The 19,667-nt window shown below is 61.2% G+C and carries 23 protein-coding genes; 15 read left to right on the top strand and 8 right to left on the bottom strand.

The features are described from left to right. Positions 1–6: 6 nt before the first annotated feature. Both GTW23_RS02985 and GTW23_RS02980 read right to left on the bottom strand, forming a co-directional pair. Positions 7–771: a glycosyltransferase family 2 protein gene (locus tag GTW23_RS02985; protein ID WP_252914558.1), complete on the bottom strand. Its 765-nt coding sequence runs from the start codon at positions 769–771 to the stop codon at positions 7–9. Positions 772–861: 90 nt separating this feature from the next. Continuing rightward, positions 862–1,332, bottom strand: coding sequence for an Lrp/AsnC family transcriptional regulator (locus GTW23_RS02980; RefSeq protein WP_152007772.1), 471 nt, complete (start codon positions 1,330–1,332; stop codon positions 862–864). Between the two features lie 285 nt (positions 1,333–1,617). Between GTW23_RS02980 and trxB the strand changes: the two genes are divergently transcribed. After that, positions 1,618–2,592, top strand: a complete 975-nt coding sequence (gene trxB / locus GTW23_RS02975; RefSeq protein ID WP_252914557.1) for a thioredoxin-disulfide reductase — start codon at positions 1,618–1,620, stop codon at positions 2,590–2,592. Between the two features lie 54 nt (positions 2,593–2,646). After that, positions 2,647–3,543: a LysR family transcriptional regulator gene (locus tag GTW23_RS02970; protein ID WP_152011431.1), complete on the top strand. Its 897-nt coding sequence runs from the start codon at positions 2,647–2,649 to the stop codon at positions 3,541–3,543. A 393-nt stretch (positions 3,544–3,936) separates the two neighbouring features. Here GTW23_RS02970 and GTW23_RS02965 read toward each other — a convergent pair whose 3' ends face one another. Next, positions 3,937–4,980, bottom strand: a complete 1,044-nt coding sequence (locus GTW23_RS02965; RefSeq protein WP_252914556.1) for an NAD-dependent epimerase/dehydratase family protein — start codon at positions 4,978–4,980, stop codon at positions 3,937–3,939. A gap of 93 nt (positions 4,981–5,073) precedes the next feature. Between GTW23_RS02965 and GTW23_RS02960 the strand changes: the two genes are divergently transcribed. The 3 genes from GTW23_RS02960 (at position 5,074) to GTW23_RS02950 (ending at position 7,592) form a co-directional block, all read left to right on the top strand. Further along, positions 5,074–5,985, top strand: coding sequence for a LysR family transcriptional regulator (locus GTW23_RS02960; RefSeq protein WP_382265418.1), 912 nt, complete (start codon positions 5,074–5,076; stop codon positions 5,983–5,985). Positions 5,986–6,151: 166 nt separating this feature from the next. Then, the gene (locus GTW23_RS02955; RefSeq protein ID WP_252914555.1) at positions 6,152–7,090 is read left to right on the top strand and encodes a diacylglycerol/lipid kinase family protein; all 939 of its coding nucleotides are present in this window, start codon (positions 6,152–6,154) and stop codon (positions 7,088–7,090) included. A gap of 97 nt (positions 7,091–7,187) precedes the next feature. Next, positions 7,188–7,592: a DUF2177 family protein gene (locus GTW23_RS02950; RefSeq protein WP_244615115.1), complete on the top strand. Its 405-nt coding sequence runs from the start codon at positions 7,188–7,190 to the stop codon at positions 7,590–7,592. A gap of 68 nt (positions 7,593–7,660) precedes the next feature. Here the strand turns inward: GTW23_RS02950 and GTW23_RS02945 are convergent, their stop codons facing one another. Next, positions 7,661–8,863, bottom strand: a complete 1,203-nt coding sequence (locus GTW23_RS02945; protein WP_152007768.1) for a pyridoxal phosphate-dependent aminotransferase — start codon at positions 8,861–8,863, stop codon at positions 7,661–7,663. A gap of 186 nt (positions 8,864–9,049) precedes the next feature. On the opposite strand from GTW23_RS02945, the gene GTW23_RS02940 reads away from it, so the two are divergent. Beyond that, the gene (locus tag GTW23_RS02940) at positions 9,050–9,994 is read left to right on the top strand and encodes an EAL domain-containing protein (protein WP_252914554.1); all 945 of its coding nucleotides are present in this window, start codon (positions 9,050–9,052) and stop codon (positions 9,992–9,994) included. A gap of 113 nt (positions 9,995–10,107) precedes the next feature. Continuing rightward, a complete protein-coding gene (locus GTW23_RS02935; RefSeq protein ID WP_152007766.1) occupies positions 10,108–10,356 on the top strand; it encodes a hypothetical protein in 249 nt (82 codons plus the stop codon). On the opposite strand, the gene GTW23_RS02930 is transcribed toward GTW23_RS02935, so the two are convergent. Then, the gene (locus tag GTW23_RS02930) at positions 10,331–10,846 is read right to left on the bottom strand and encodes a hypothetical protein (RefSeq protein WP_252914553.1); all 516 of its coding nucleotides are present in this window, start codon (positions 10,844–10,846) and stop codon (positions 10,331–10,333) included. The two genes, GTW23_RS02935 and GTW23_RS02930, sit on opposite strands and share 26 nt — an antisense overlap. 127 nt (positions 10,847–10,973) lie before the next feature. On the opposite strand from GTW23_RS02930, the gene GTW23_RS02925 reads away from it, so the two are divergent. The 7 genes from GTW23_RS02925 (at position 10,974) to GTW23_RS02895 (ending at position 15,990) form a co-directional block, all read left to right on the top strand. After that, the gene (locus GTW23_RS02925) at positions 10,974–12,140 is read left to right on the top strand and encodes a PQQ-dependent sugar dehydrogenase (protein ID WP_252914552.1); all 1,167 of its coding nucleotides are present in this window, start codon (positions 10,974–10,976) and stop codon (positions 12,138–12,140) included. A gap of 61 nt (positions 12,141–12,201) precedes the next feature. Next, the gene (locus GTW23_RS02920; protein WP_252914551.1) at positions 12,202–12,693 is read left to right on the top strand and encodes a DUF1499 domain-containing protein; all 492 of its coding nucleotides are present in this window, start codon (positions 12,202–12,204) and stop codon (positions 12,691–12,693) included. 120 nt (positions 12,694–12,813) lie between these two features. Beyond that, positions 12,814–13,698: a DMT family transporter gene (locus tag GTW23_RS02915; protein WP_252914550.1), complete on the top strand. Its 885-nt coding sequence runs from the start codon at positions 12,814–12,816 to the stop codon at positions 13,696–13,698. Between the two features lie 303 nt (positions 13,699–14,001). After that, a complete protein-coding gene (locus tag GTW23_RS02910; protein ID WP_152007761.1) occupies positions 14,002–14,244 on the top strand; it encodes a DUF1344 domain-containing protein in 243 nt (80 codons plus the stop codon). Between the two features lie 256 nt (positions 14,245–14,500). Further along, positions 14,501–14,743 (top strand): DUF1344 domain-containing protein, encoded by a 243-nt coding sequence (locus GTW23_RS02905; RefSeq protein ID WP_152007760.1) that lies wholly within the window; start codon positions 14,501–14,503, stop codon positions 14,741–14,743. A 367-nt stretch (positions 14,744–15,110) separates the two neighbouring features. After that, on the top strand, positions 15,111–15,323 hold the full coding sequence (locus GTW23_RS02900) for a cold-shock protein (protein WP_152007759.1): 213 nt from the start codon (positions 15,111–15,113) through the stop codon (positions 15,321–15,323). Between the two features lie 205 nt (positions 15,324–15,528). Then, positions 15,529–15,990, top strand: coding sequence for a BA14K family protein (locus GTW23_RS02895; RefSeq protein ID WP_152007758.1), 462 nt, complete (start codon positions 15,529–15,531; stop codon positions 15,988–15,990). A 139-nt stretch (positions 15,991–16,129) separates the two neighbouring features. Here GTW23_RS02895 and GTW23_RS02890 read toward each other — a convergent pair whose 3' ends face one another. From GTW23_RS02890 to GTW23_RS02880, 3 genes are all read right to left on the bottom strand, one after another. Continuing rightward, positions 16,130–16,777 carry an MBL fold metallo-hydrolase gene (locus tag GTW23_RS02890; RefSeq protein ID WP_152007757.1) on the bottom strand — a complete coding sequence of 216 codons (648 nt, stop codon included), beginning with the start codon at positions 16,775–16,777 and terminating at the stop codon, positions 16,130–16,132. A gap of 97 nt (positions 16,778–16,874) precedes the next feature. Next, positions 16,875–17,774 carry a mechanosensitive ion channel family protein gene (locus GTW23_RS02885; RefSeq protein WP_152007756.1) on the bottom strand — a complete coding sequence of 300 codons (900 nt, stop codon included), beginning with the start codon at positions 17,772–17,774 and terminating at the stop codon, positions 16,875–16,877. 150 nt (positions 17,775–17,924) lie between these two features. Then, positions 17,925–18,383 (bottom strand): Lrp/AsnC family transcriptional regulator, encoded by a 459-nt coding sequence (locus tag GTW23_RS02880; RefSeq protein WP_252914549.1) that lies wholly within the window; start codon positions 18,381–18,383, stop codon positions 17,925–17,927. Between the two features lie 162 nt (positions 18,384–18,545). Between GTW23_RS02880 and hppD the strand changes: the two genes are divergently transcribed. After that, a complete protein-coding gene (gene hppD, locus GTW23_RS02875; protein WP_252914548.1) occupies positions 18,546–19,655 on the top strand; it encodes a 4-hydroxyphenylpyruvate dioxygenase in 1,110 nt (369 codons plus the stop codon). Positions 19,656–19,667 lie beyond the last annotated feature (12 nt).

Raw genomic sequence — 19,667 nt, 5'->3', positions numbered from 1 at the left:
GGCCGGCTAGCTCTGCCGGCGTTGTCCGGTGCGGCGGTCAAGATGGGCGATCATGTATTTCCAGAACACCGTCTGGCCATGGATCCAGGCATTCACGAAGCCTTCGACCCCGCCCAGAAAACCGCGCTTGATCAGGTAGGTCTTGATGAAGGCCCCAAGCGCATGGGTGAAGGGGCTGGCCAGCGAAACCCGCTTTCCGGTCTTCTTCAACTGCTCGGCACCGAGAACCGAGTAGTGATGCGCCTTGGCAAGCGCCTGCTTCAGAGAGCGCACGGTGTAATGGTCGAGATGATGCGACAGTCGGCCAGTCGGCCGGTCGGTCTCGGCGAATTCATGCACCATTTTCGAGTTGAAGCGCGCCGCATCCCGGCGAAACAGCCTGAGCGGAGCATCCGGCCACCATCCGGAATGGCGGAACGGCTTGCCGAGAAAATAGGACAGGCGCGGCACCAGGTAGGCGTCATGACCGGGCGCGGCCACGGTGGCGACAATCTCGTCGGCCAGCGCGGCCGGAACCCGCTCGTCCGCATCGATCGAGAGAATCCAGTCACCGTTTGCCTGGGTCCGGGCAAATTCCTTCTGATCGCCGAACCCGTTGAAATCGCGCTCGATCACACGGGCATTGAAGCTTGCAGCGATCTCGCGGGTGGCGTCCTGGCTGTGGCTGTCGACGACGACGATCTCGTCGCAGAAATGCAGGCTTTCCAGAAGACCTGGAAGCATCTCTGCTTCGTTGCGGGTAATGATGACGGCGCTGATCGTCGGGCTCATGCATCTGCTTCCATCATTATCTGAGCCGCCTGGATGAAGAAGGACCATAAGCCCTGTCGCCTGGCCTGAAGCTACTCGCCGGGGCGGCCACTACAGCGCCACCAGACCTTCGTTCTTGACCTTGCGGATCGTCAGCATGGTCCGGACCGTGTCGACGTTATCGGCCGCCGTCAGCTCCTCGATGACGAAGTCCTGGAAATGGCTCAGGTTGCGGGCCACGCAATGCAAGAGGAAATCGCTTTCGCCCGAGACCATCCAGGTTTCCCGCACGATCGGCCATTCATTGGTCCTGGCGGCAAATGCCTTCAGGTTGGCATCGCTCTGGTGCTTGAGGCCGACCATGCAGAACGCGACCAGATCAAACCCAAGACTGGGAGCATTCAGCTGCGCCCGGTAGCCCTGGATGATGCCGGCCTGCTCGAGCTTGCGCACACGCCTCAGGCAGGGCGGTGCCGAGATCCCGACGCGCTCGGACAGGTCGACATTTGTCATCCGCCCATCCTTCTGCAGTTCGCGCAGGATCTTGAGGTCTATCGCATCGAGTTCGGCCTTGATTGCCATGAAGTCTTCCCTGTCATGAGCGGCTCCGTCCGGCTTCCGGCTCCGGCGTGCGCGAAACTTTATTGCGTCAGTGCGCAGCATCTGTAAAGCCTCGACGGCCTAGTTGACGCGAAGTTCTGTGCGTAACTTTGCCTGCAAGCTTGAAACACCGGCTTGGTCGCACCTAAATGGTGGCAAGTCACACCTCATCATCGCGCCGGTCGCCAAATTCTTGGCTTTCGTCATTGATGGGTCACCGGGGATGCCGCAAGATGGCAGTCTCACCACTTGTTTCAGGATTGTTCCATGTCCAACCGCCACGTCCCCGTTCTCATCATCGGCTCCGGTCCCGCAGGCTACACGGCCGCGATCTATGCAGCGCGCGCGATGCTCAAGCCGGTGCTGATTGCCGGGATGGAACAGGGTGGGCAGTTGATGATCACCACCGACGTCGAGAACTACCCGGGCTATGCCGATCCGGTGCAGGGCCCCTGGATGATGGAGCAGATGCTCAAGCAGGCCGAGCATGTCGGCGCCGAAATCGTCAACGACCTCGTCACCGAAGTCGAGATGACCGACCGCCCCTTCACGGTCAAGACCGATTCCGGCGCCGTGTGGACTTGCGACGCGCTGATCATCGCCACCGGCGCCCAGGCCAAGTGGCTTGGCATTCCGACCGAGAAGGAATTCATGGGCTTTGGCGTTTCGGCTTGCGCCACCTGTGACGGCTTCTTCTATCGCGGCAAGAACGTCGTCGTGGTCGGTGGCGGCAACTCCGCGGTCGAGGAGGCGCTGTATCTTTCCAATCTCGCCGCACGCGTGACCGTGATCCATCGCCGTGACTCGTTCCGCGCCGAAAAGATCCTGCAGCAGCGGCTGTTCGACAAGGACAACATCGACGTTATCTGGGATACCGAAGTGGTCGAGTATCTGGGCGCGCCGGCCATCCCGCCGATGCCCGCCTCGGTCAACGGTGTCAGGCTGAAGAACCGCAAGACCGGCGTGAGCACCGACATGCCGATCGACGGTGTCTTCGTCGCCATCGGACACGCCCCCGCCGTCAGCCTCTTCAAGGACAAGCTCAAGCACAAGCCGAACGGTTATTTGTGGACAGCGCCGGATTCGACTGCCACGGATGTACCGGGCGTTTTCGCTGCCGGGGACGTCACCGACGATATCTACCGTCAGGCCGTGACTGCGGCCGGCATGGGGTGCATGGCGGCCTTGGAGGCCGAGCGCTATCTGGCGGGACATGTCAGGCACGCCGAAGCTGCAGAATAGGCGCATGAGCGCCGGATAGAGGCTCGATCAACGGGCCAAGGGGAAGAGAGCTTGGTGCCACTCGATTGGGACAAACTGCGCATTTTTCATGCTGCCGCGGAAGCCGGCTCCTTCACCCATGCCGCCGAAAAGCTGCATCTGTCGCAATCGGCCATCTCGCGGCAGGTCTCAGCACTTGAGATGGACATTGGCGCCAAGCTGTTTCACCGCCATGCCCGGGGCCTGATCCTGTCGGAACAGGGTGAGATCCTCTACCAGACCGCTCACGAAGTGCTGATGAAGCTCGAATCGGTCAGAAACCGTCTGACCGAAACCCGCGAGCGCCCGTCCGGCAAGCTGCGGGTGACGACCACGGTCGGCTTCGGCCAGGGTTGGCTGACAGAGAAGGTTCAGGAGTTCCAGGGCCTGTATCCCGACGTCCAGGTGCAGTTGCTGCTCGACAACGAGGAACTCGACGTCAACATGCGCCAGGCCGATTGCGCCATCCGCCTGCGCCAGCCGCAGCAACCCGACCTGATCCAGCGGCGACTGTTCACGGTGCACCTGCACGTCTACGCCTCGCCGACCTATCTGGCGCGCCACGGTGAGCCCAAGACCATCGAGGACCTCGACAACCACCGAATCATCACCTTCGGCGAACCCGCGCCAGGTTATCTGACCGATGTAAACTGGCTGGAAACAGCCGGCCGCACGCCCGAAAACCGCCGCCAGGCGCAACTGCAGATCAACAATCTGCCGGCCATCCGGCGGGCCACACTCAACGGCGCCGGCATTTCACTGCTGCCAGATTACATGATCAACCGCGACCTCGCGTTGGTCCAGCTCAACCTTCCGGCAGACATCCCGACCTTCGACACCTATTTCTGCTATGCCGAGGAAATGAAAAACGCGGCCAAACTCAAAGCCTTCCGGGATTTCCTGATCTCGAAGGCGCGCAACTGGAATTTCTGATCAGAACGGCGTGCACGCTCGCATTTCCGGACTGAACAGTACTGAACACGATTTTTGCATTTCCAATTCTGCCTGTTTTTTGGACATGCAAGTAGCCATGCAGTATTCGCATGGCTGACATGCGCATCATTCCCTTGCCTATTGCATAAATAAGCACCATATCGATTACAGCTGATGCACCTTTGGCGGCCTACTCCTCCCAGTGCCGCCGCATGAGCTGTTCCCCTCTGGAGGTTTTTTGACCTTCATACCTATTGGGCCCGAGAGCAATCTCGCGGCCCATTTTTTTTGGCCCTTGCCTTGTCCGGGCAAGCCGCTCGGCGGATTCAGGCCGGTGCGGCGCTGGCCGACAATTGGCGGCGCCCAGGCCGCCAATGACCGGATGCTTCGAGCTCAGACGGGCTTGCCGCGGGAGACAGACCCAATAACCGGAGCATTGCGCGGATCCTGCCCCAGACAGCCCATGCTGCTCAACGTATCCCTCACGGCCTGGTCGATGGGCGTGTGCGGCTCGGCGCCGAGAAATGCCACCAGCCTGTCATTCCGCATATGCAACTCTCTCTGCCACAGGTAGCGCATCTCCAGAAGTTCGCGCGCAAGCGGCATGACCGGCCTTGCAAGGCGCAGCAGCCACCAGGCAAACCGCTTCGCCCGCAGCTCCGTCCGGCCGGTGACGCGGCGGATCGCGCTTGCCAGCTGTTCGCCGTCATGGTCCCAGACCCCTTCCATGTGAAACCGCGCGAACGCCGGCAGTTCTCCGGCCCGGGCCACCAGTTGCATCATGGTCTCAGCGACATCCGGCAGATAGGCCCATTGATGCCCGACACCGGTGTCGGACGGGATGGTGATTGCCTTGACGGGCCGGCCTGGCTTGACCACGGCCTGGGCAAACCAGTTGTTGCCTGCGCCCGGACCGAAGAAATCACCGGCCCGCACGATGATCACGCGTGTACCGCGGCGGGTTGCGGCCTCGAGCCGCTGTTCAAGCTCGACGCGGATCTTTCCCTTCACCGTGACCGGCCTTTGCGGGCTGTCCTCGGTAATGGCGTCGAACGTCTCAGGCCCGAAATTATAGACCGTTCCCGGCATCAGGATGAGCGCGCCCGCTGCCTCTGCGGCCGCAATGGTGTTGTCGATCATCGGCAGCACCAGTGTACCCCAGTTGCGGTAACCGGGCGGGTTGACCGCATGCACGATCAGTTCTGCCCCCTTGGCTGCTGCCATCACATCGGCGCGATTGATCGCGTCACCGGCGATCCATTCATATTGCGGCGTTTTTGCTGCCTGCGCCCCGGCATTGCGGTGCATCGCCCGCACGGTATAGCCCTTCGCCAGAAGCTTTGCCGCAACCGCGCCGCCGATGCCTCCGGTGGCGCCCAGTACAAGCGCCACCGGCCTGGCGGTCATTGCTACCGAGTTTTCCTGAGTTTCAGTCATCACAGATCTCCTTTGGTTGTGATGACCGCATCATCGCAACACCCGGCCCTAACCGGAATTGCGGAATTCCATGGATATGCTATACATTTTTGTATGCCTATGAATCTGCTCGACTGGGATCATTATCGGACCTTCCTCGCCATCCTGGAAGAAGGCTCGCAATCGGGAGCGGCGCGGGCGCTGGGCCTGACCCAGCCAACCGTCGCGCGCCATCTCGATGCGCTGGAATTCGCGGCGGGCAAGCCGCTGTTCCTGCGCTCCTACCAGGGGCTGCTCCCCACCGAGACCGCGCTGAGCATGCGCAGCTATGCCGAAACCATGGCCGCCAGTGCAGCCGCGCTTGCGCGGGCTGCTTCGGCAGACAGCGAAACCCCCGAGGGTTCGGTGCGCATCACCGCCAGCGAGGTGATCGGGCTGGAAGTGTTGCCTCCGATCCTGGCAATCCTCCAGGAACGCCATCCTCGGCTGTCCATAGAGCTGTCACTCTCCGATGCCGTCGAGGACCTGCTCAAGCAGCAGGCCGACATTGCCGTGCGCATGGTCAAGCCAACCCAGGGAGCGTTGATCAGCCGCAAGATCGGCGGCATCCCGATCGGGGTCTACGCGCACCGCAGCTATCTTGACCGTCACGGAACGCCGAACAGCTTTGAAGATCTCGCCGCCCACCGCTTCATCGGCTTTGACCGTGAACTGGCCTATGTGCGCGAGATGCTGAAGAGCATTCCCTATTTTCCGGACACCCGCTTTGCTTTCCGCAGCGACAGCAATGTCGCCCAGCTCGCAATGATAAGGGCCGGAGCCGGCATCGGCATGAGCCAGGTCGGCATCGCCGCCCGCGATCCGGATCTGGTGGAATTGCTGCCCGGTCAGTTGAAGCTCGAGTTGATGACATACCTGGTCATGCACGAGAACCTGAAGACAGTGCCCCGCTGCCGGGTCGCTTTCGACGCCCTCGCCGAAGGCCTTCTCGCCTACCGCACCACCTGCCTGGCGGACGCGGGCTGAAGGCGCGACAATCCGGGGCCTGCCCAGCGGCCTGGACAGCTGCCGGTGATCCACAGCCAGCCAGCGCCCGTATCCCTTTACAGTGGAAGACGTGATGGAACTTTGCCGCCCCAGTATTGTTGACTTGCGTCGTTCCACGCACACGGGGTCTGAAATGCGTATTACCATGATATTAAATCAGGACGGCGGTACCATTCGGGGAATGGATGCCCGCGAGTTCGGCGACATGGCGTGTGCCAGACTGGCCGGGCGCGGCGGCGATTGCGAAGTCCGCCTGGTCTCCGGCGACACCCTGATCAGGACCCTCGAAGAGGTTGCCAATGATCCGCAGACCAGCACCATTGTGGCCGGCGGCGGTGACGGCACGATTTCGGCCGCGGCAGGCGCCTGTTTCAGGTCAGGAAAGACCCTCGGCGTGATCCCCCTGGGCACCATGAACCTGTTTGCCCGCAGCCTTGGCCTCCCGCTCGACCCGGCAGAAGCCCTTGATGCTCTCGCCGCGGCGGATGAGCGGCCGATAGACATCGCCACCGCCAACGGGCGGCCCTATGTCCACCAGTTTTCCGTCGGCCTCCACGCCCGGCTTGTGCATCAGCGCTCGCGGCTCGACACATCGACGCGGCTGCGCAAGATCAGCTCAACCGTCAAGACGCTCGGCCGGGTGATCCTCCACCCGCCCCGCTTCGGCGTCGAGATCGACACCGGGTCTGGACGCACACGCCAGATCGTCTCGGCCGTGTCCATATCCAACAACCTGTTTGGCAACACCCCCCTGTCCTACGCCACCGTGCTCGATGAAGGCGTGCTCGGGGTCTATCGGGCGAAAGCCCTCGAACCGGGCAAGGTGTTTCGCATGACGCTGAATGCGGCTTTCGGCAAACTCCGGGAAGACCCGGACATGAATGTCGAGACCGCACAGAAGGTCACGCTGAACTTTCCCAACCTCCGCGGTGGATCGAAAGCAGCCATTGACGGCGAGATCATTCAGCTCGAGCAGTCAGTCGAATGTGTCTGCCACCCGGGCGCCTTGCGCGCACTAGTCCCCCAAGCCTATGCGGCCAATGCCGGAACTGCTCCGGCCTCACTGAAAATGGCGTCGGCTTAGATGCGCGCACCGTCAAGAAAGGTTCTTCAATGATCAGAAACCACCGGCTTTTTGCCGCAATCGCCTTCTGCTATCACCGGCAGACCGGAGCCGGCCTGTGATCCCGGCGGGTTTTCTCAAGGCCTGGGCCGGAACGGCGGCGTTCATCCTGGTCATCGATGCAATCTGGCTTGGTTTCATCGCAAGGGGCTTCTACGCCCGTCAGCTTGGCGATCTGATGCTCGATCAGCCGAAACTCTCGATCGCCGCGCTCTTTTACATCATGTACTCGGCCGTAGTGGTCCTGCTCGCCTCTGCCCCGGCATTCCGCTCGGGCTCGCTTCAGGACGCCTTGCTGCTCGGCGCGATTCTCGGCTTTGCCGCCTACGGCACCTACGACATCACCAACATGGCGACACTGAAGAACTGGCCCGTCACCATGAGCCTGGTCGACATGGCCTGGGGAACCCTGCTGACTGCGGCGGCATCCGCCACCGGTTACTGGGTGTTGCGCTGGGTCTGAAACGACAACGACCGCCCTTTTCGGGGCGGTCGCAGGGATTTGTCAGTCGATTGCGCTGGATCAGGTGATCAGCGCAGGGCTGCACAGAAGCGCTGGATGCGGTTGCAGGCTTCTTCAAGCTGCTCTTCCGAGGTCGCATAGGAGATGCGGAAGTTCGGCCCCAGGCCGAAAGCCGAACCGTGCACCACGGCCACACCTTCGGTTTCGAGAAGCTCGGTGACGAAATCCTCGTCGGTCTCGATCACCTTGCCAGACGGCGCGGTCTTGCCGATGCACCCGGCGCAGGACGGGTAGACATAGAATGCACCTTCGGGGACCGGGCACTGGATGCCCTTGGCCTGATTGAGCATCGAGACCACCAGGTCGCGACGGCCACGGAAGATCTCCTTGTTGGCCGGAATGAACTCCTGGGTACCGTTGAGTGCCTCGACCGCGGCCCACTGCGCTATCGAGCAGGCACCGGATGTCTGCTGACCCTGGATCATGTCCATCGCCTTGATCAGTTCAAGCGGACCGGCCGCGTAGCCGATGCGCCAGCCGGTCATGGCATAGGCTTTCGACACGCCATTCATGGTCAGCGTGCGATCATAAAGCGATGGCTCGATCTGTGCGGGTGTGCTGAAGACAAACTCGCCATAGGTCAGGTGCTCATACATGTCGTCCGACAGGATCCAGACATGCGGATGGCGCATCAGCACTTCGGTCAACGCCTTCAGTTCGGCTTCCGAATAGGCCGCACCCGAGGGATTGGACGGCGAGTTGAACATCAGCCATTTCGTCTTCGGCGTGATTGCGGCCTCCAGATCGGCCGGCTGCAGCTTGAAATCATTCTCGATGGTGGTCGAGACAAACACCGGGGTGCCGCCGCAGATCGCCACCATTTCCGGATAGCTGACCCAATAGGGCGCAGGAATGACGACTTCGTCGCCCGGGTTCAGCGTCGCCATGAAGGCGTTGAACAGGATCTGCTTGCCGCCGGTGCCGACAATTGTCTGCTGCCAGTCGTAATCGAGATTGTTCTCGCGCTTGAACTTGGCGGCGATCGCCTTGCGCAGCTCAGGGATGCCGGAGACCGGGGTGTACTTGGTCTCGCCACGGTTGATCGCGTCGATCGCTGCCGCCTTGATGTTGTCGGGCGTGTCGAAATCCGGCTCGCCCGCGCCCAGTCCGATAACGTCACGGCCCTTGGCTTTGAGTTCCCGCGCCTTCTGGCTGACGGCAATGGTGGCGGACGGTTTGACCCGGGAAAGGGCGTTGGCGAGAAAGGCCATGGAATGCGCTCCGGTGCTGGGACGTGATGCAAAGGGACGCGGCGCCCGCGCCCGTTGCCCTCTATGTCGCAACCGGCCCGCCGATGCAAGCCGCCAGGTAAGCTTGTAGCGGTACATTTAACCTTGGCGAAAGTTTTGAGGATTACCCTTTATTGCCGACACGCAACGGAAATCGGAGTCCAGGACATGATGGCCGGGCATCGCGAACCGCATTTTTTACAGGACGACCGGGGTTTTTACACAACCTCCTACGGGCCTTTCGTCCTGCGCTCGGCGTTCCAGCCGATCTTCAGCCAGAACGATCAGGGCCACCTGACCATCGAGGCATTCGAGGCGCTGATCCGCGCCCAGCAGGACGGCAAGCCGGTCTCTCCCGGTCATTTCTTCTCGGTGGTCGAAAAGGCCGATGCCGTCACCGTCGACACGCTCTGCCGCGAATTGCACATCCTCAACATGGGCAAACTCGGCCGCCGCAAGGCAAAGCTGTTCATCAACTTCAATCCCGGCCTGTTTGACAACGTCACCAATATCGATGCCGAGGTCGACCGGATGGTGGAGGTAACACTGCGCGCCGGCCTTCGGCCTGGCCGCATTGTCTGCGAGATCACCGAACAGGGCAGCGGAGACGAAAGGGTCCTCGACCGGTTGGTCAACGGATTGCGCTCGAGACTTTTCAAGATCGCGGTCGATGACTTCGGAGCCGACGATTCCGATTCCAAACGGGTCTCCGAGCTCAAGCCCGACGTGCTGAAGTTCGACGCCGCCTGGGTCCGCCGCTTCACCGAGACGTCAGCCGGAATGGGATTGCTCAAGCTGATGGTGGAGCAATTCATCGAACGCGGCATTACGGTGCTGTTCGAGGGACTTGAAGAAGACCACCAGATCGAGTTCTGTCAGAAGATCGGTGTTCAACTGATGCAGGGCTATGCGCTTGCGCGCCCGGAAATCGTGCCGCGCACATTTGACGACCGTTTCCCCGAACCCGAGCTGACGCAGGTCGGTGATCCGGTCCGGCCCTACTACGAACCGGCCCCGCGCGCACCGAGCCAGCCAGCGGCTCCGACAAGCGATTTCGTGCCGCGTCCGCCGCTGGCGCGCCGCGCGGCAGCCTTCGGCAAGCGCACCCGTTAACCCGAAACACAATCTTGACATCATAACACTCCGGCACCGCCACAATCCGGTCCGATTGGCGACGCGATCAGCCGCTTAGATGCGCCCCGAACAGCAAAGAACGGGGAAACACGATGCTTCCGGACGATGACTTCCTGTCAACAAAGCCCGCCCGCCGGGAAAGCGTCACGGCGATGCGCATTGCGCTGATGGCATTGCTTGGATGCCTGATCCTTCTGTCGGTTCTTGTCTTCCAGGCCCGGGCGGCGCCCGATGCCATGTTTGACCGGCAGATCAGGGCCGGACACCAGACAACAGACCTGCCCGTATCCGGCGTTCCGGCGAGCCCCCGGCATCTCAGTCCGCGAATTCCCGCCCCTTGAATGTCCTGCACCGGTTCGAAAGATCGGCAAGCGCCGCATCAGGGTTGGACAGGCCGGATACGATGACCGGAGACCCGCTTTCCCTCTCGATGACAAGCGAGCCAGCACCGGTGATCCAGCCCGACAATCCGCGGCGCAGCGACAGGCCGGCAATCGCGGGATAATTCACCACGATCGGGTCGCGTGCAGGGAACCCCGGATGCGCCTCCAGATGGGCGCCGCGAAGCATCAGCCGGGTTGTCGACAGCCTGAGCCCGGCATAGGCGAACAGCAGCGGCACAACGATGACAAGCACCAGCAGACAGACCCGAGCCAGCGCACCGCCTCCCCTGCCATTCACAAAGAGGATAATCCACAGCGCCGCATAGCCTATAGCCACGACGAGACCGGGAAGAAACAGCGCCATGGCGCTTGCCCGCCACTCGGCGCGGCGGGGTTCCCGCCCGGATCCGGAGGGCGAGGGTTTGGTGGGCGAATCAGCGCTGTCCATGACTGATGATGTTATCTCGAAATTACGCATCGTCACCGGAACACAACACGCGCGCAGGGGTTTTCCTGCACCTTTCGTGCACCATATCTGGTCAGGGGCACCAACACGGATCGCAAACGAGGTACTCATGACACATCACCGCAAACGGAAAAGGGCAGGCGCATCACTGGTCGCGGCTTCGACGGCTTTCCTGCTGGCTGCCGCGACGAGCGCATTCGCGGGCGAAATCATTCCCACCAGCGAGGTCAGGGTCGAGGTTGATGTGATCGCCAAGGGACTGGACCATCCCTGGGGCATCGAGCAACTTCCCGATGGAGCGCTGCTGGTCACCGAACGCTCCGGCGCCTTGCGCCTGGTGCGCGGAGGTGAGGTGTCAGCGCCGGTAACAGGCCTGCCCCCGGTCACCGCCTCGGGCCAGGGCGGCCTGCTCGATGTGGCGCTGGCACGTGACTTCGCCGACAGCCGGACCCTCTTCCTGAGCTACACGGCCCGCGGCGACAACGGCCTCGGCACCGCGATTGCCCGCGCCCGCCTGTCCGAAGATGGAAGCCGGCTGACCGAGGTGACGGAGATCTTCCGGATGAACCGGTTTTCCGGCACAGGCCGTCATTTCGGCTCCCGTATTTCGGTATCGGATGACGGTACACTGTTTTTCACCATCGGTGACCGCGGCGAAGCGGAACGGGCGCAAGACATGGATGACCACGCCGGCGCGATTCTCAGGATCAATGCAGACGGCTCTATCCCTGCCGACAACCCCTATGCAGACGGTGGCGCCGCCGCCGAAATCTGGTCGAAGGGACACCGCAACCCGCAAGGCCTCGACATCGATTCCGAGACTGGCGTGCTGTATGCGGTGGAACACGGCGCCCGCGGCGGCGATGAGGTCAACCGCCCGAAGCCCGGACAAAACTATGGCTGGCCCGAGATCTCCTACGGCCGCCACTATTCCGGCGCGGAAATCGGCGTCGGCACCAGGGCCGAAGGCTTCGAACAGCCGCTGCATTACTGGGATCCCTCGATCGCGCCCGGCGGAATGGTGGTCTATCGCGGCGACATGTTCCCCGAATGGGACGGCGACCTTCTGGTGACCGCACTCAAGTTCCAGATGCTGGTGCGGCTTGACCTTGATCCGGAAACCGGCGAAGTGCTTGCCGAAGAGCGCCTGCTCAAGGGAGATTACGGACGCATACGCGATGTCCGTGTGGCTTCCGATGGCGCCCTGCTGATGGTGACCGATGAAGGCAACGGCGAAATCCTGCGCCTGTCGCGGGCACCGGCATCGAGCAACTAGCCGGCAAGCACGTGTTTCGCGCCGTGCCCGCCTGGCCAAAGGTGAGAGGTCACGTCGCGCCATGGTCAAGACCATTCTGTTAAGCGTCGCAATCCTGTGCGGCGCATTGGTGGCGGCCTTTGTGCTCGTCGGTCGGGAGCGAAGCTGGGAACTGATGGCAGGTTCGCCTGATCGCGGGCAGCGCGATTTCGGCGCCAACAAGCGAAGCCCCACCCCGAACGACGCGCTCGCCTGCAGTCCGGGCCTTTGCCAAGATCCGGATTTCGAGGTCGCCCCGTTCGACGACGCTCCACCCATCGCCATCGAACGGCTGTCGCAACGGCTTCTCGACACCGATCCGCTGGCCCGCAGGATCGACGACCGCAGCAACCCGTCCAGGGCGCGCTTCGTCACCTACTCACCGATGATGCGGTTTCCCGACGTGATCCATCTCGAAGCCACCCCCATGGCTGATGGGCGGACCGGTATCATGGCCTATGCACGGGCGCAGCTTGGCAAGAGCGACATGGGCAAGAACCGCGCCCGCCTCGAGGCGCTGCTGCTCAGCCGCTGAGACAGCGCACCCTCCGGCAGGAATGGTATCGGGTGACAGGAATCGGTCACATCGGCCCTTGCCGCTCACAGATCCACCTGATAGCCGTCCGGCATCATTTTCGCTTGCCCGGACCACTCCATGCCGCGTCATCTCGCCAATCTGCTGTTGCTTTCGGCCGGTGCCATATGGGGCGCGGGTTTCGTCGCGCAATCCACCGCAATGGACAATCTCGGTCCCTACCTGTTCATCGGCCTGCGCTTTCTCGTTGCCTCCGTGGTTCTGGCCCCTTTCGCATGGCTGGAAAGCCGCAGGGCCGTTCATCCGGTCGCACCGGCCCATCTCGGAGGATTTGCCCTCGCCGGCCTGGCGCTGTTTTCCGGCATGGCGCTCCAGCAGGTCGGCCTGACCATCACCACGGTGACCAATTCGGGCTTTCTGACGGGCCTCTACGTGGTCTTTGTCCCCTTCATCACGCTTATGGTCATGCGCCAGCGGCTGCATCCGGTGATCTGGCCCGCCACCCTGATGACCTTTGTCGGGATCTGGATGCTGGCCGGCGGCAGTCTGGCTGATCTCAATGCAGGGGACGTGCTGACCATCGGCTGCGCCGTGATGTGGGCAATCCAGGTCATCCTGGTCGGCCGTTTCGTCGGACCGAGCGGGCGGCCGTTGACGCTCTCCTTCGTGCAGTTCTCGCTCGCCGGCATCCTCGGACTTGGCCTGGGACTGACGGTCGAAGGCTTCGACCTTGCCGCGGTGATTGCCACCCTGCCCGAGATCCTGTTCACCGGCGTCATCGCCACCGGCCTTGCCTTCACGCTTCAGGTTATCGGCCAGCGCTACACCACCGCACCTCAGGCGGCGATCTTCCTGTCGACGGAATCGCTGTTCGCCGCTCTTTTTGGCGCCGTCATTCTTTCCGAGCAGATCCCGGCACTTGGTTATGCCGGTGGCCTGCTGATCTTCCTGGCCATTCTGCTGGCCGAACTCGGCCCTGTTCTCAGACCACGGCCAGCCGCCTGACTTCTTTTTCTCCGGCATCCGCCGCGGTTCGTGATCGCACCTTGTCGAGGCAGGTCCAGAACCTGCCATGATCGGGGCGGAAACGGGGCAGTTTCAACCGCTTGTCTTGCAGCCTTCTCGTGCATCAAGGATCTGATCTGCAGGTGGGAGCCGCCTTGGAGATTTCACATTGCGGCAATATTATGTCGTTGATATTGTTGATTTTATTTACGCCAAGTGATTTGCATCCGGGCTCCCGCGGCCACAGGTTTGGTCCTGCAAGCACCACTGACGGTGCGCAATGCAAAACAAGGGAGACATCACATGAAGAAGATTTTCATCACCACCGTTTCTGTCCTGGGCCTGACAGGCGCTGCCTTTGCCGCGGAAGTCGAAGGCGTGGTCACCAGCTACGACCCGGCCACCAAGATGATCGTGCTGGAAAGCGGTGAGGCATTCCGCATCACCGACGGCGTCCAGCTCGACGGGCTCCAGCCGGGCGGCAAGGTCGTCATCACCTATGACGACGGCACCACCGACGCCACTGCTGTCACCGTGGTGGAATGACAAGTCGCGGTCTGGCCGGACGTTTTCCGTCCGGTCAGACCTGCCGTCTTCAGGGCTGAAACATGCACAAAAGCCGGACCGATCTGATTGGATCATGGCAAAATTAAGCCGGTTTCAGCCTTGAAAAATATATCTTTCTGCCGCTTGCGCGGCGTTTTCTTCAGGCGCATATCAGCGCCGCCCCGCCGCAACCGACACCAGTCTGGCAAATCTGCCAGCCGGTCGCGGATCGGGTAACAACCTATGGAAAAGACCAATGAAAAAGATCGTTGCAATCGCTTTCGCATCCGCAGCCATGCTCTCGACCGCCTTCGCCGGCGAAATCGAAGGCGTCGTCAAGACATTTGACCCTGCTGCGAGCACCGTCGAACTTGAATCCGGTGAAGTCTACACCATCGCTGCAGGCGTTGAAGTGGAAGGCATCGAAGCCGGCAAGACCGTGATGATCATGTTCAACGACGGCACCACCGAAGCCACCGAGATCGCAATCGTCGAGTAACCGCAGACACCTGGCCGGATCACCCTGTGGTGATCCGGCCAGGTCCTGGACTTGCGGCCGGCAAGCGTCACCAAACTTTTGCTTGCCAATTTCAAACAAAACAATCATCTTTGATATGTTCGGGCAATTTGCGAACACGGGAAGACCAGAAACATGCGCGCCGAAGCCGCACAAAAAACTTCGGACGACTTCAACACACACTCACACGCCATACCGCGTGCAGGAGCGAAGCCGTTAAAATCAGGACCTTTCCACACACTTCAAGAACTGCCTGCCATAACCCCCGCGCCAATGCGGGATATGACATGATGCTCGCCAACCGGACAATCCGAGCGGAGACCGGAAGGCAATCAAAGGACCTGACAGCATGGCCGAAACTGGTACCGTAAAATTCTTCAATGTCGACAAGGGCTTCGGCTTCATCAAGCCTGACAATGGCGGTGCGGACATCTTCGTTCACATCTCAGCCGTCCAGGCTTCGGGAATGACCGGCCTTGAGGAAAACCAGAAGGTGGCCTTCGACACCGAGCCCGATCGCCGCGGCAAGGGACCGAAGGCCGTTAATCTGCGCCTCGCCTGATTGACATCGACCCTGTAGACCATGAAAGCCCGGTGCCGCAATCACCGGGCTTTTTTGTTTCCGCCCGATTGACGCTTGTCAGATTTTCGCCTGACTGCGGTGTTATGATACTGTTCAGCTGGCGTTCAGCTTGAGCCGGATAGGGTTCATTCAAGCCGGGAAAACCGGTCATCACAAAGAGACGCCAACCGGGAAGGATACACCGATGAACATGTTTGCAAGAAAGCTTGGCATCACCCTGCTCACCGCCGCGACCGCTTTCGCGCCGCTGACGACCGGTATCGCCAGCGCCGGTGAGGCCGAATTCTTCGACCCGAACCAGCCGCATCTGTACCGGCCTCACGAGCAACGCTGGGTCAACCCGAACCGCAGCTACCGCCACCACAAGTATCGCGGCTACCGTCATCACGACAACAGCGATGCCATCGCGCTCGGCATCATCGGCCTGGGTGCGGCAGCCATCATCGGCGGAGCGATTGCCAACAGTAACCAGCCGCGCGTCATCTACCGGGAGCGTTCAGCCCCGCGGGCCGTCAGCGGCGGCAGCTACGAGCCGTGGAGCCGTTCCTGGTACCGCTATTGCGCCAACAAGTACCGCTCCTTCAATGCCTCGACAGGCACCTACCGGGGCTATGACGGTCGCGACCATTTCTGCGTCGTCAGATAGAAAGCCACCGGCGAGCGTCCACAGCGAAGCCTGCCACAGGCCCTGATACGACCCGCTCGAAAAAAGAACCGGCCTCGCTCTGACAGCGATGGCCGGTTTTTTAATGATTTATGGCAATCCGGCTGGCGCCGCAGCAGCGCTATAGCCCCTTGAGGAACGGGTTTGTCCGGCGCTCCTCGCCGATCTTGCCGCCAGGTCCGTGGCCGCAGATAAAGCCCGTCTCGTCGCCCAGTGGAAACACCTTGTCACGGATCGAGTTGAGCAGGGTCTGATGATCACCGCCGGGCAGGTCAGTGCGGCCGATGGAGCCGGCGAACAACACATCGCCAAGATGCGCAAAGCCCTCGGCCCGGTTGAAATAGATCACGTGACCCGGCGCATGGCCAGGCGTGTGCAAGACCTCGAATTCGTGCACGCCAAACGACACCTTGTCGCCGTCCTCAAGCCACTGGTCGGGCGCAACATTGCGCACATCCATCTCCAGACCAAACATCTTGGCTTGCGCCTCAAGTCCCGAGAGCAATGGCAGGTCGTCCTTGTGCGGACCGATGATCTTGACCCCAAGTTTTTCGCGCAACTCGTCCGCACCGCCGGCATGATCGATATGCCCATGCGTAAGCCAGATCGCCTCGATGGTAAGTCCGTTTTCGCTGATCGTCTGCAGGATCACGTCGACGTCACCGCCCGGATCAACCACCACCCCTGACTTGGTATCCTGATCGAACATCACCGTGCAGTTCTGCTGAAACGGTGTCACCGGGATAATGCCGGCTTGCAAATTGCCCATTTTGAACGTTCCTGTTCTTCGACTCGCTGACCGCAAAATGAACGCACAGACAATGGATGTCACCCTCCAATGCCTGTGCTTCGCGCCATGATGCGGATTATTGAGCCTGCTCGGAAGCCGTCTTTTCGGGCTCGCGAGGTTCGACGTCCAATGAACCGGAATAAGTGACCTGCGGGAATGGGATCGAAATGCCGTTCTCGTCAAAGGCGATTTTCGCCGCCTTGGTCATTTCGCGGCTTGTGGTCCACCAGTCGGCGGACTTTGTCCAGTAGCGCAAGGTCACGGCAACCGCGCTGTCGCCAAGTTCCGAGACATAGGCCCAGGGTTCAGGATCGGACAGCACCCGGCTATCCGCACGCGCCAGATCCATGAGAACCGACTGCGCCTTCTCGATGTCGTCCTCGTAACCTATCCCGATGACAAGGTCATGCCGGCGCTCGGGCAGACGCGAGTAATTTGTCACCGGAACGTTCCAGAGCTGCGAGTTCGGCGCCATCCGGTACAGACCGTCGAGTGTTTTCAGTTCGGTGGCGAAAAGCCCGATCTCCTGGATCGTGCCCGATACACCGTCCGCATCGATGTATTCGCCCACACGGAACGGCCGCAGCACCAGGAGCATGATACCGGCGGCAATGTTCTGCAACGTGCCCTGCAACGCCAGGCCGATCGCCAGGCCGGCAGCACCCAAGGCTGTGATGATCGATGCTGTCTGAACGCCGAACTGGCCCAGCACCATGATGACGACCACCACCAGAACGGCGTAGCGGACGAAGACCGAGAAGAACCCGACCACCGTTGGATCGACCCTGTGCGACCTGGTGAGCAGGCTTCGCACCCAGCGCCCCAGCAGGCGCGAAATGCTCCACCCGACAATCAGGATCAGGATCGCGCCGATCACCGAAAAGGCGTAGGTGACGATCAGCACCTGAAGCCCGTTGAATGCCTCGCCCCAGCCGCCCAGCAATTGTCCCAACTGGGATTCGGATGCACTCGCCATCAGATCTTCCATTCTGTCTCAATCACCTTTTTTGTTACTGTTGCGCCACAAGTCGCCGTTACCCGGAACGCTTTCGGAGGGGTTTGGTTCCATCCGCAGGCAAAAAAACATGCCCGCACCCGCGCCGCCCGTCAGCGTGGCCGTTCCTTGTCATACTGGAAGGCCGCCGCCCTCTTTCAAGGTGTCGAGAACGATCGCGGTCTTGACGTGCTGGACGGATTCATGCGGCAGCAGCACATCGCTGACAAAGGCCGAAAGGCTGCGCAGGTCTGGGGTGACCACCTTGATGATGTAATCCATCTCTCCGGTCAGCGAATAGGCTTCCAGCACCTCGGGCAAGCCGCCGATCAGTCGGGCGAATCGCTGGGCATTGTCTCGATTGTGCGTTGCCAGTGTCACCGTGATCAGATTGACGATACCGACACCAAGCTTCTCCCGGTCAAGGTCGGCGCGATAGCCCCTGATATAGCCGTCCTGCTCCAGCCGTGTGCGCCGGCGTGAGCATTGCGAGGCCGACAGGTTCACCTTGTGCGACAGCTCGTTGTTGGTCAGGCGGCCGTCCGCCTGCAGCAGGCGGAGCAGCTTGCGATCGAACTCATCCAGATGCACGAGATGATCTCCATTTCACATTTCCATGCACATTTCACGCAACATTCATCGGTTGATTGTCGTGAATGCATGCACCTTGCACCGAATATGCAGCATCATGTGCAACAGTCAACCAGCGCTGCCGAGATCATGAGCCGCGCGGACAAAACGAGGAGAGAAACCATGGGTCCGTTCCCCCACGACGCACCACGCGCAACCATTTCCGAAGACAACCCGGCCGGCACAAACGGCTTCGAATTTGTCGAGTTCGCCCATCCGGAACCGGAAGTGCTTGAGGCGCTGTTCGCCCGCATGGGATACGAGCCGGTTGCCCGCCACCGGACCAAGGCGATCACGGTCTGGCGCCAGGGCGACATCAACTACATTCTCAATGCCGAGAAAGGCTCCTTCGCCGACCGCTTCGTCGGCATCCACGGCCCCTGTGCACCGTCAATGGCCTGGCGCGTTGCCGATGCAAAACAGGCGCTTGCCCATGCCGTCTCGAAGGGCGCCGAGGAATACAAGGGCAGCGACAAGACACTCGACGTACCGGCCATCGTCGGCATCGGCGGGTCGTTGCTCTACTTCGTCGACACCTGGGGCGACCAGGGCTCGGCTTACGACGCCGATTTCGACTGGCTCGGCGAACGCGATCCCAGGCCGAAGGGCGCGGGCTTCTACTATCTCGACCACCTCACCCACAATGTCATCCGCGGCAACATGGACAAGTGGTGGGATTTTTACCGCAACCTGTTCAATTTCAAGCAGATTCACTTCTTCGACATCGAGGGCAAGCTGACCGGCCTGGTGTCGCGCGCCATCACCTCGCCCTGCGGCCGTATCCGCATCCCGCTCAACGAATCCACCGACGACAAGAGCCAGATCGAGGAATATCTTCGCAAGTACAATGGCGAGGGCATCCAGCACATCGCGGTCGGTACCGATGACATCTATTCGGGCACCGACTGGATTGCCGACAAGGGCGTCAGATTCATGCCCGGTCCGCCCGATACCTATTACGGCCTCTCGAAGGAGCGGGTTCACGGCCACGACGAGCCGCTCGACCGGATGAAGAAACACGGGATCCTGATTGACGGCGAAGGCGTGGTCGATGGCGGCATGACCAAGATCCTGCTGCAGATCTTCTCCAAGACCGTAATCGGCCCGATCTTTTTCGAGTTCATCCAGCGCAAGGGCGATGAAGGCTTTGGCGAGGGCAATTTCCGTGCGCTCTTCGAATCCATCGAGGAAGACCAGATCCGCCGCGGCGTCATCGGCGACGCCGCGGAGTAAGCCACCCACACC

It is taken from the genome of Parahoeflea alexandrii (genome assembly GCF_024105735.1).
GTDB lineage: Bacteria > Pseudomonadota > Alphaproteobacteria > Rhizobiales > Rhizobiaceae > Hoeflea > Hoeflea alexandrii.
Note: the sequence above shows the minus strand (reverse complement) of the source record. Positions and strands in the feature narration are given on the sequence as shown.

Coding starts and splice junctions, on each gene's coding strand:
- GTW23_RS02985 (WP_252914558.1), bottom strand. CDS start 771: ATGAGCCCGACGATCAGCGCCGTCATCATTACCCGCAACGAAGCAGAG.
- GTW23_RS02980 (WP_152007772.1), bottom strand. CDS start 1,332: ATGGCAATCAAGGCCGAACTCGATGCGATAGACCTCAAGATCCTGCGC.
- trxB (WP_252914557.1), top strand. CDS start 1,618: ATGTCCAACCGCCACGTCCCCGTTCTCATCATCGGCTCCGGTCCCGCA.
- GTW23_RS02965 (WP_252914556.1), bottom strand. CDS start 4,980: ATGACTGAAACTCAGGAAAACTCGGTAGCAATGACCGCCAGGCCGGTG.
- GTW23_RS02960 (WP_382265418.1), top strand. CDS start 5,074: ATGCCTATGAATCTGCTCGACTGGGATCATTATCGGACCTTCCTCGCC.
- GTW23_RS02955 (WP_252914555.1), top strand. CDS start 6,152: ATGATATTAAATCAGGACGGCGGTACCATTCGGGGAATGGATGCCCGC.
- GTW23_RS02945 (WP_152007768.1), bottom strand. CDS start 8,863: ATGGCCTTTCTCGCCAACGCCCTTTCCCGGGTCAAACCGTCCGCCACC.
- GTW23_RS02940 (WP_252914554.1), top strand. CDS start 9,050: ATGATGGCCGGGCATCGCGAACCGCATTTTTTACAGGACGACCGGGGT.
- GTW23_RS02935 (WP_152007766.1), top strand. CDS start 10,108: ATGCTTCCGGACGATGACTTCCTGTCAACAAAGCCCGCCCGCCGGGAA.
- GTW23_RS02930 (WP_252914553.1), bottom strand. CDS start 10,846: ATGGACAGCGCTGATTCGCCCACCAAACCCTCGCCCTCCGGATCCGGG.
- GTW23_RS02925 (WP_252914552.1), top strand. CDS start 10,974: ATGACACATCACCGCAAACGGAAAAGGGCAGGCGCATCACTGGTCGCG.
- GTW23_RS02920 (WP_252914551.1), top strand. CDS start 12,202: ATGGTCAAGACCATTCTGTTAAGCGTCGCAATCCTGTGCGGCGCATTG.
- GTW23_RS02915 (WP_252914550.1), top strand. CDS start 12,814: ATGCCGCGTCATCTCGCCAATCTGCTGTTGCTTTCGGCCGGTGCCATA.
- GTW23_RS02910 (WP_152007761.1), top strand. CDS start 14,002: ATGAAGAAGATTTTCATCACCACCGTTTCTGTCCTGGGCCTGACAGGC.
- GTW23_RS02905 (WP_152007760.1), top strand. CDS start 14,501: ATGAAAAAGATCGTTGCAATCGCTTTCGCATCCGCAGCCATGCTCTCG.
- GTW23_RS02900 (WP_152007759.1), top strand. CDS start 15,111: ATGGCCGAAACTGGTACCGTAAAATTCTTCAATGTCGACAAGGGCTTC.
- GTW23_RS02895 (WP_152007758.1), top strand. CDS start 15,529: ATGAACATGTTTGCAAGAAAGCTTGGCATCACCCTGCTCACCGCCGCG.
- GTW23_RS02890 (WP_152007757.1), bottom strand. CDS start 16,777: ATGGGCAATTTGCAAGCCGGCATTATCCCGGTGACACCGTTTCAGCAG.
- GTW23_RS02885 (WP_152007756.1), bottom strand. CDS start 17,774: ATGGCGAGTGCATCCGAATCCCAGTTGGGACAATTGCTGGGCGGCTGG.
- hppD (WP_252914548.1), top strand. CDS start 18,546: ATGGGTCCGTTCCCCCACGACGCACCACGCGCAACCATTTCCGAAGAC.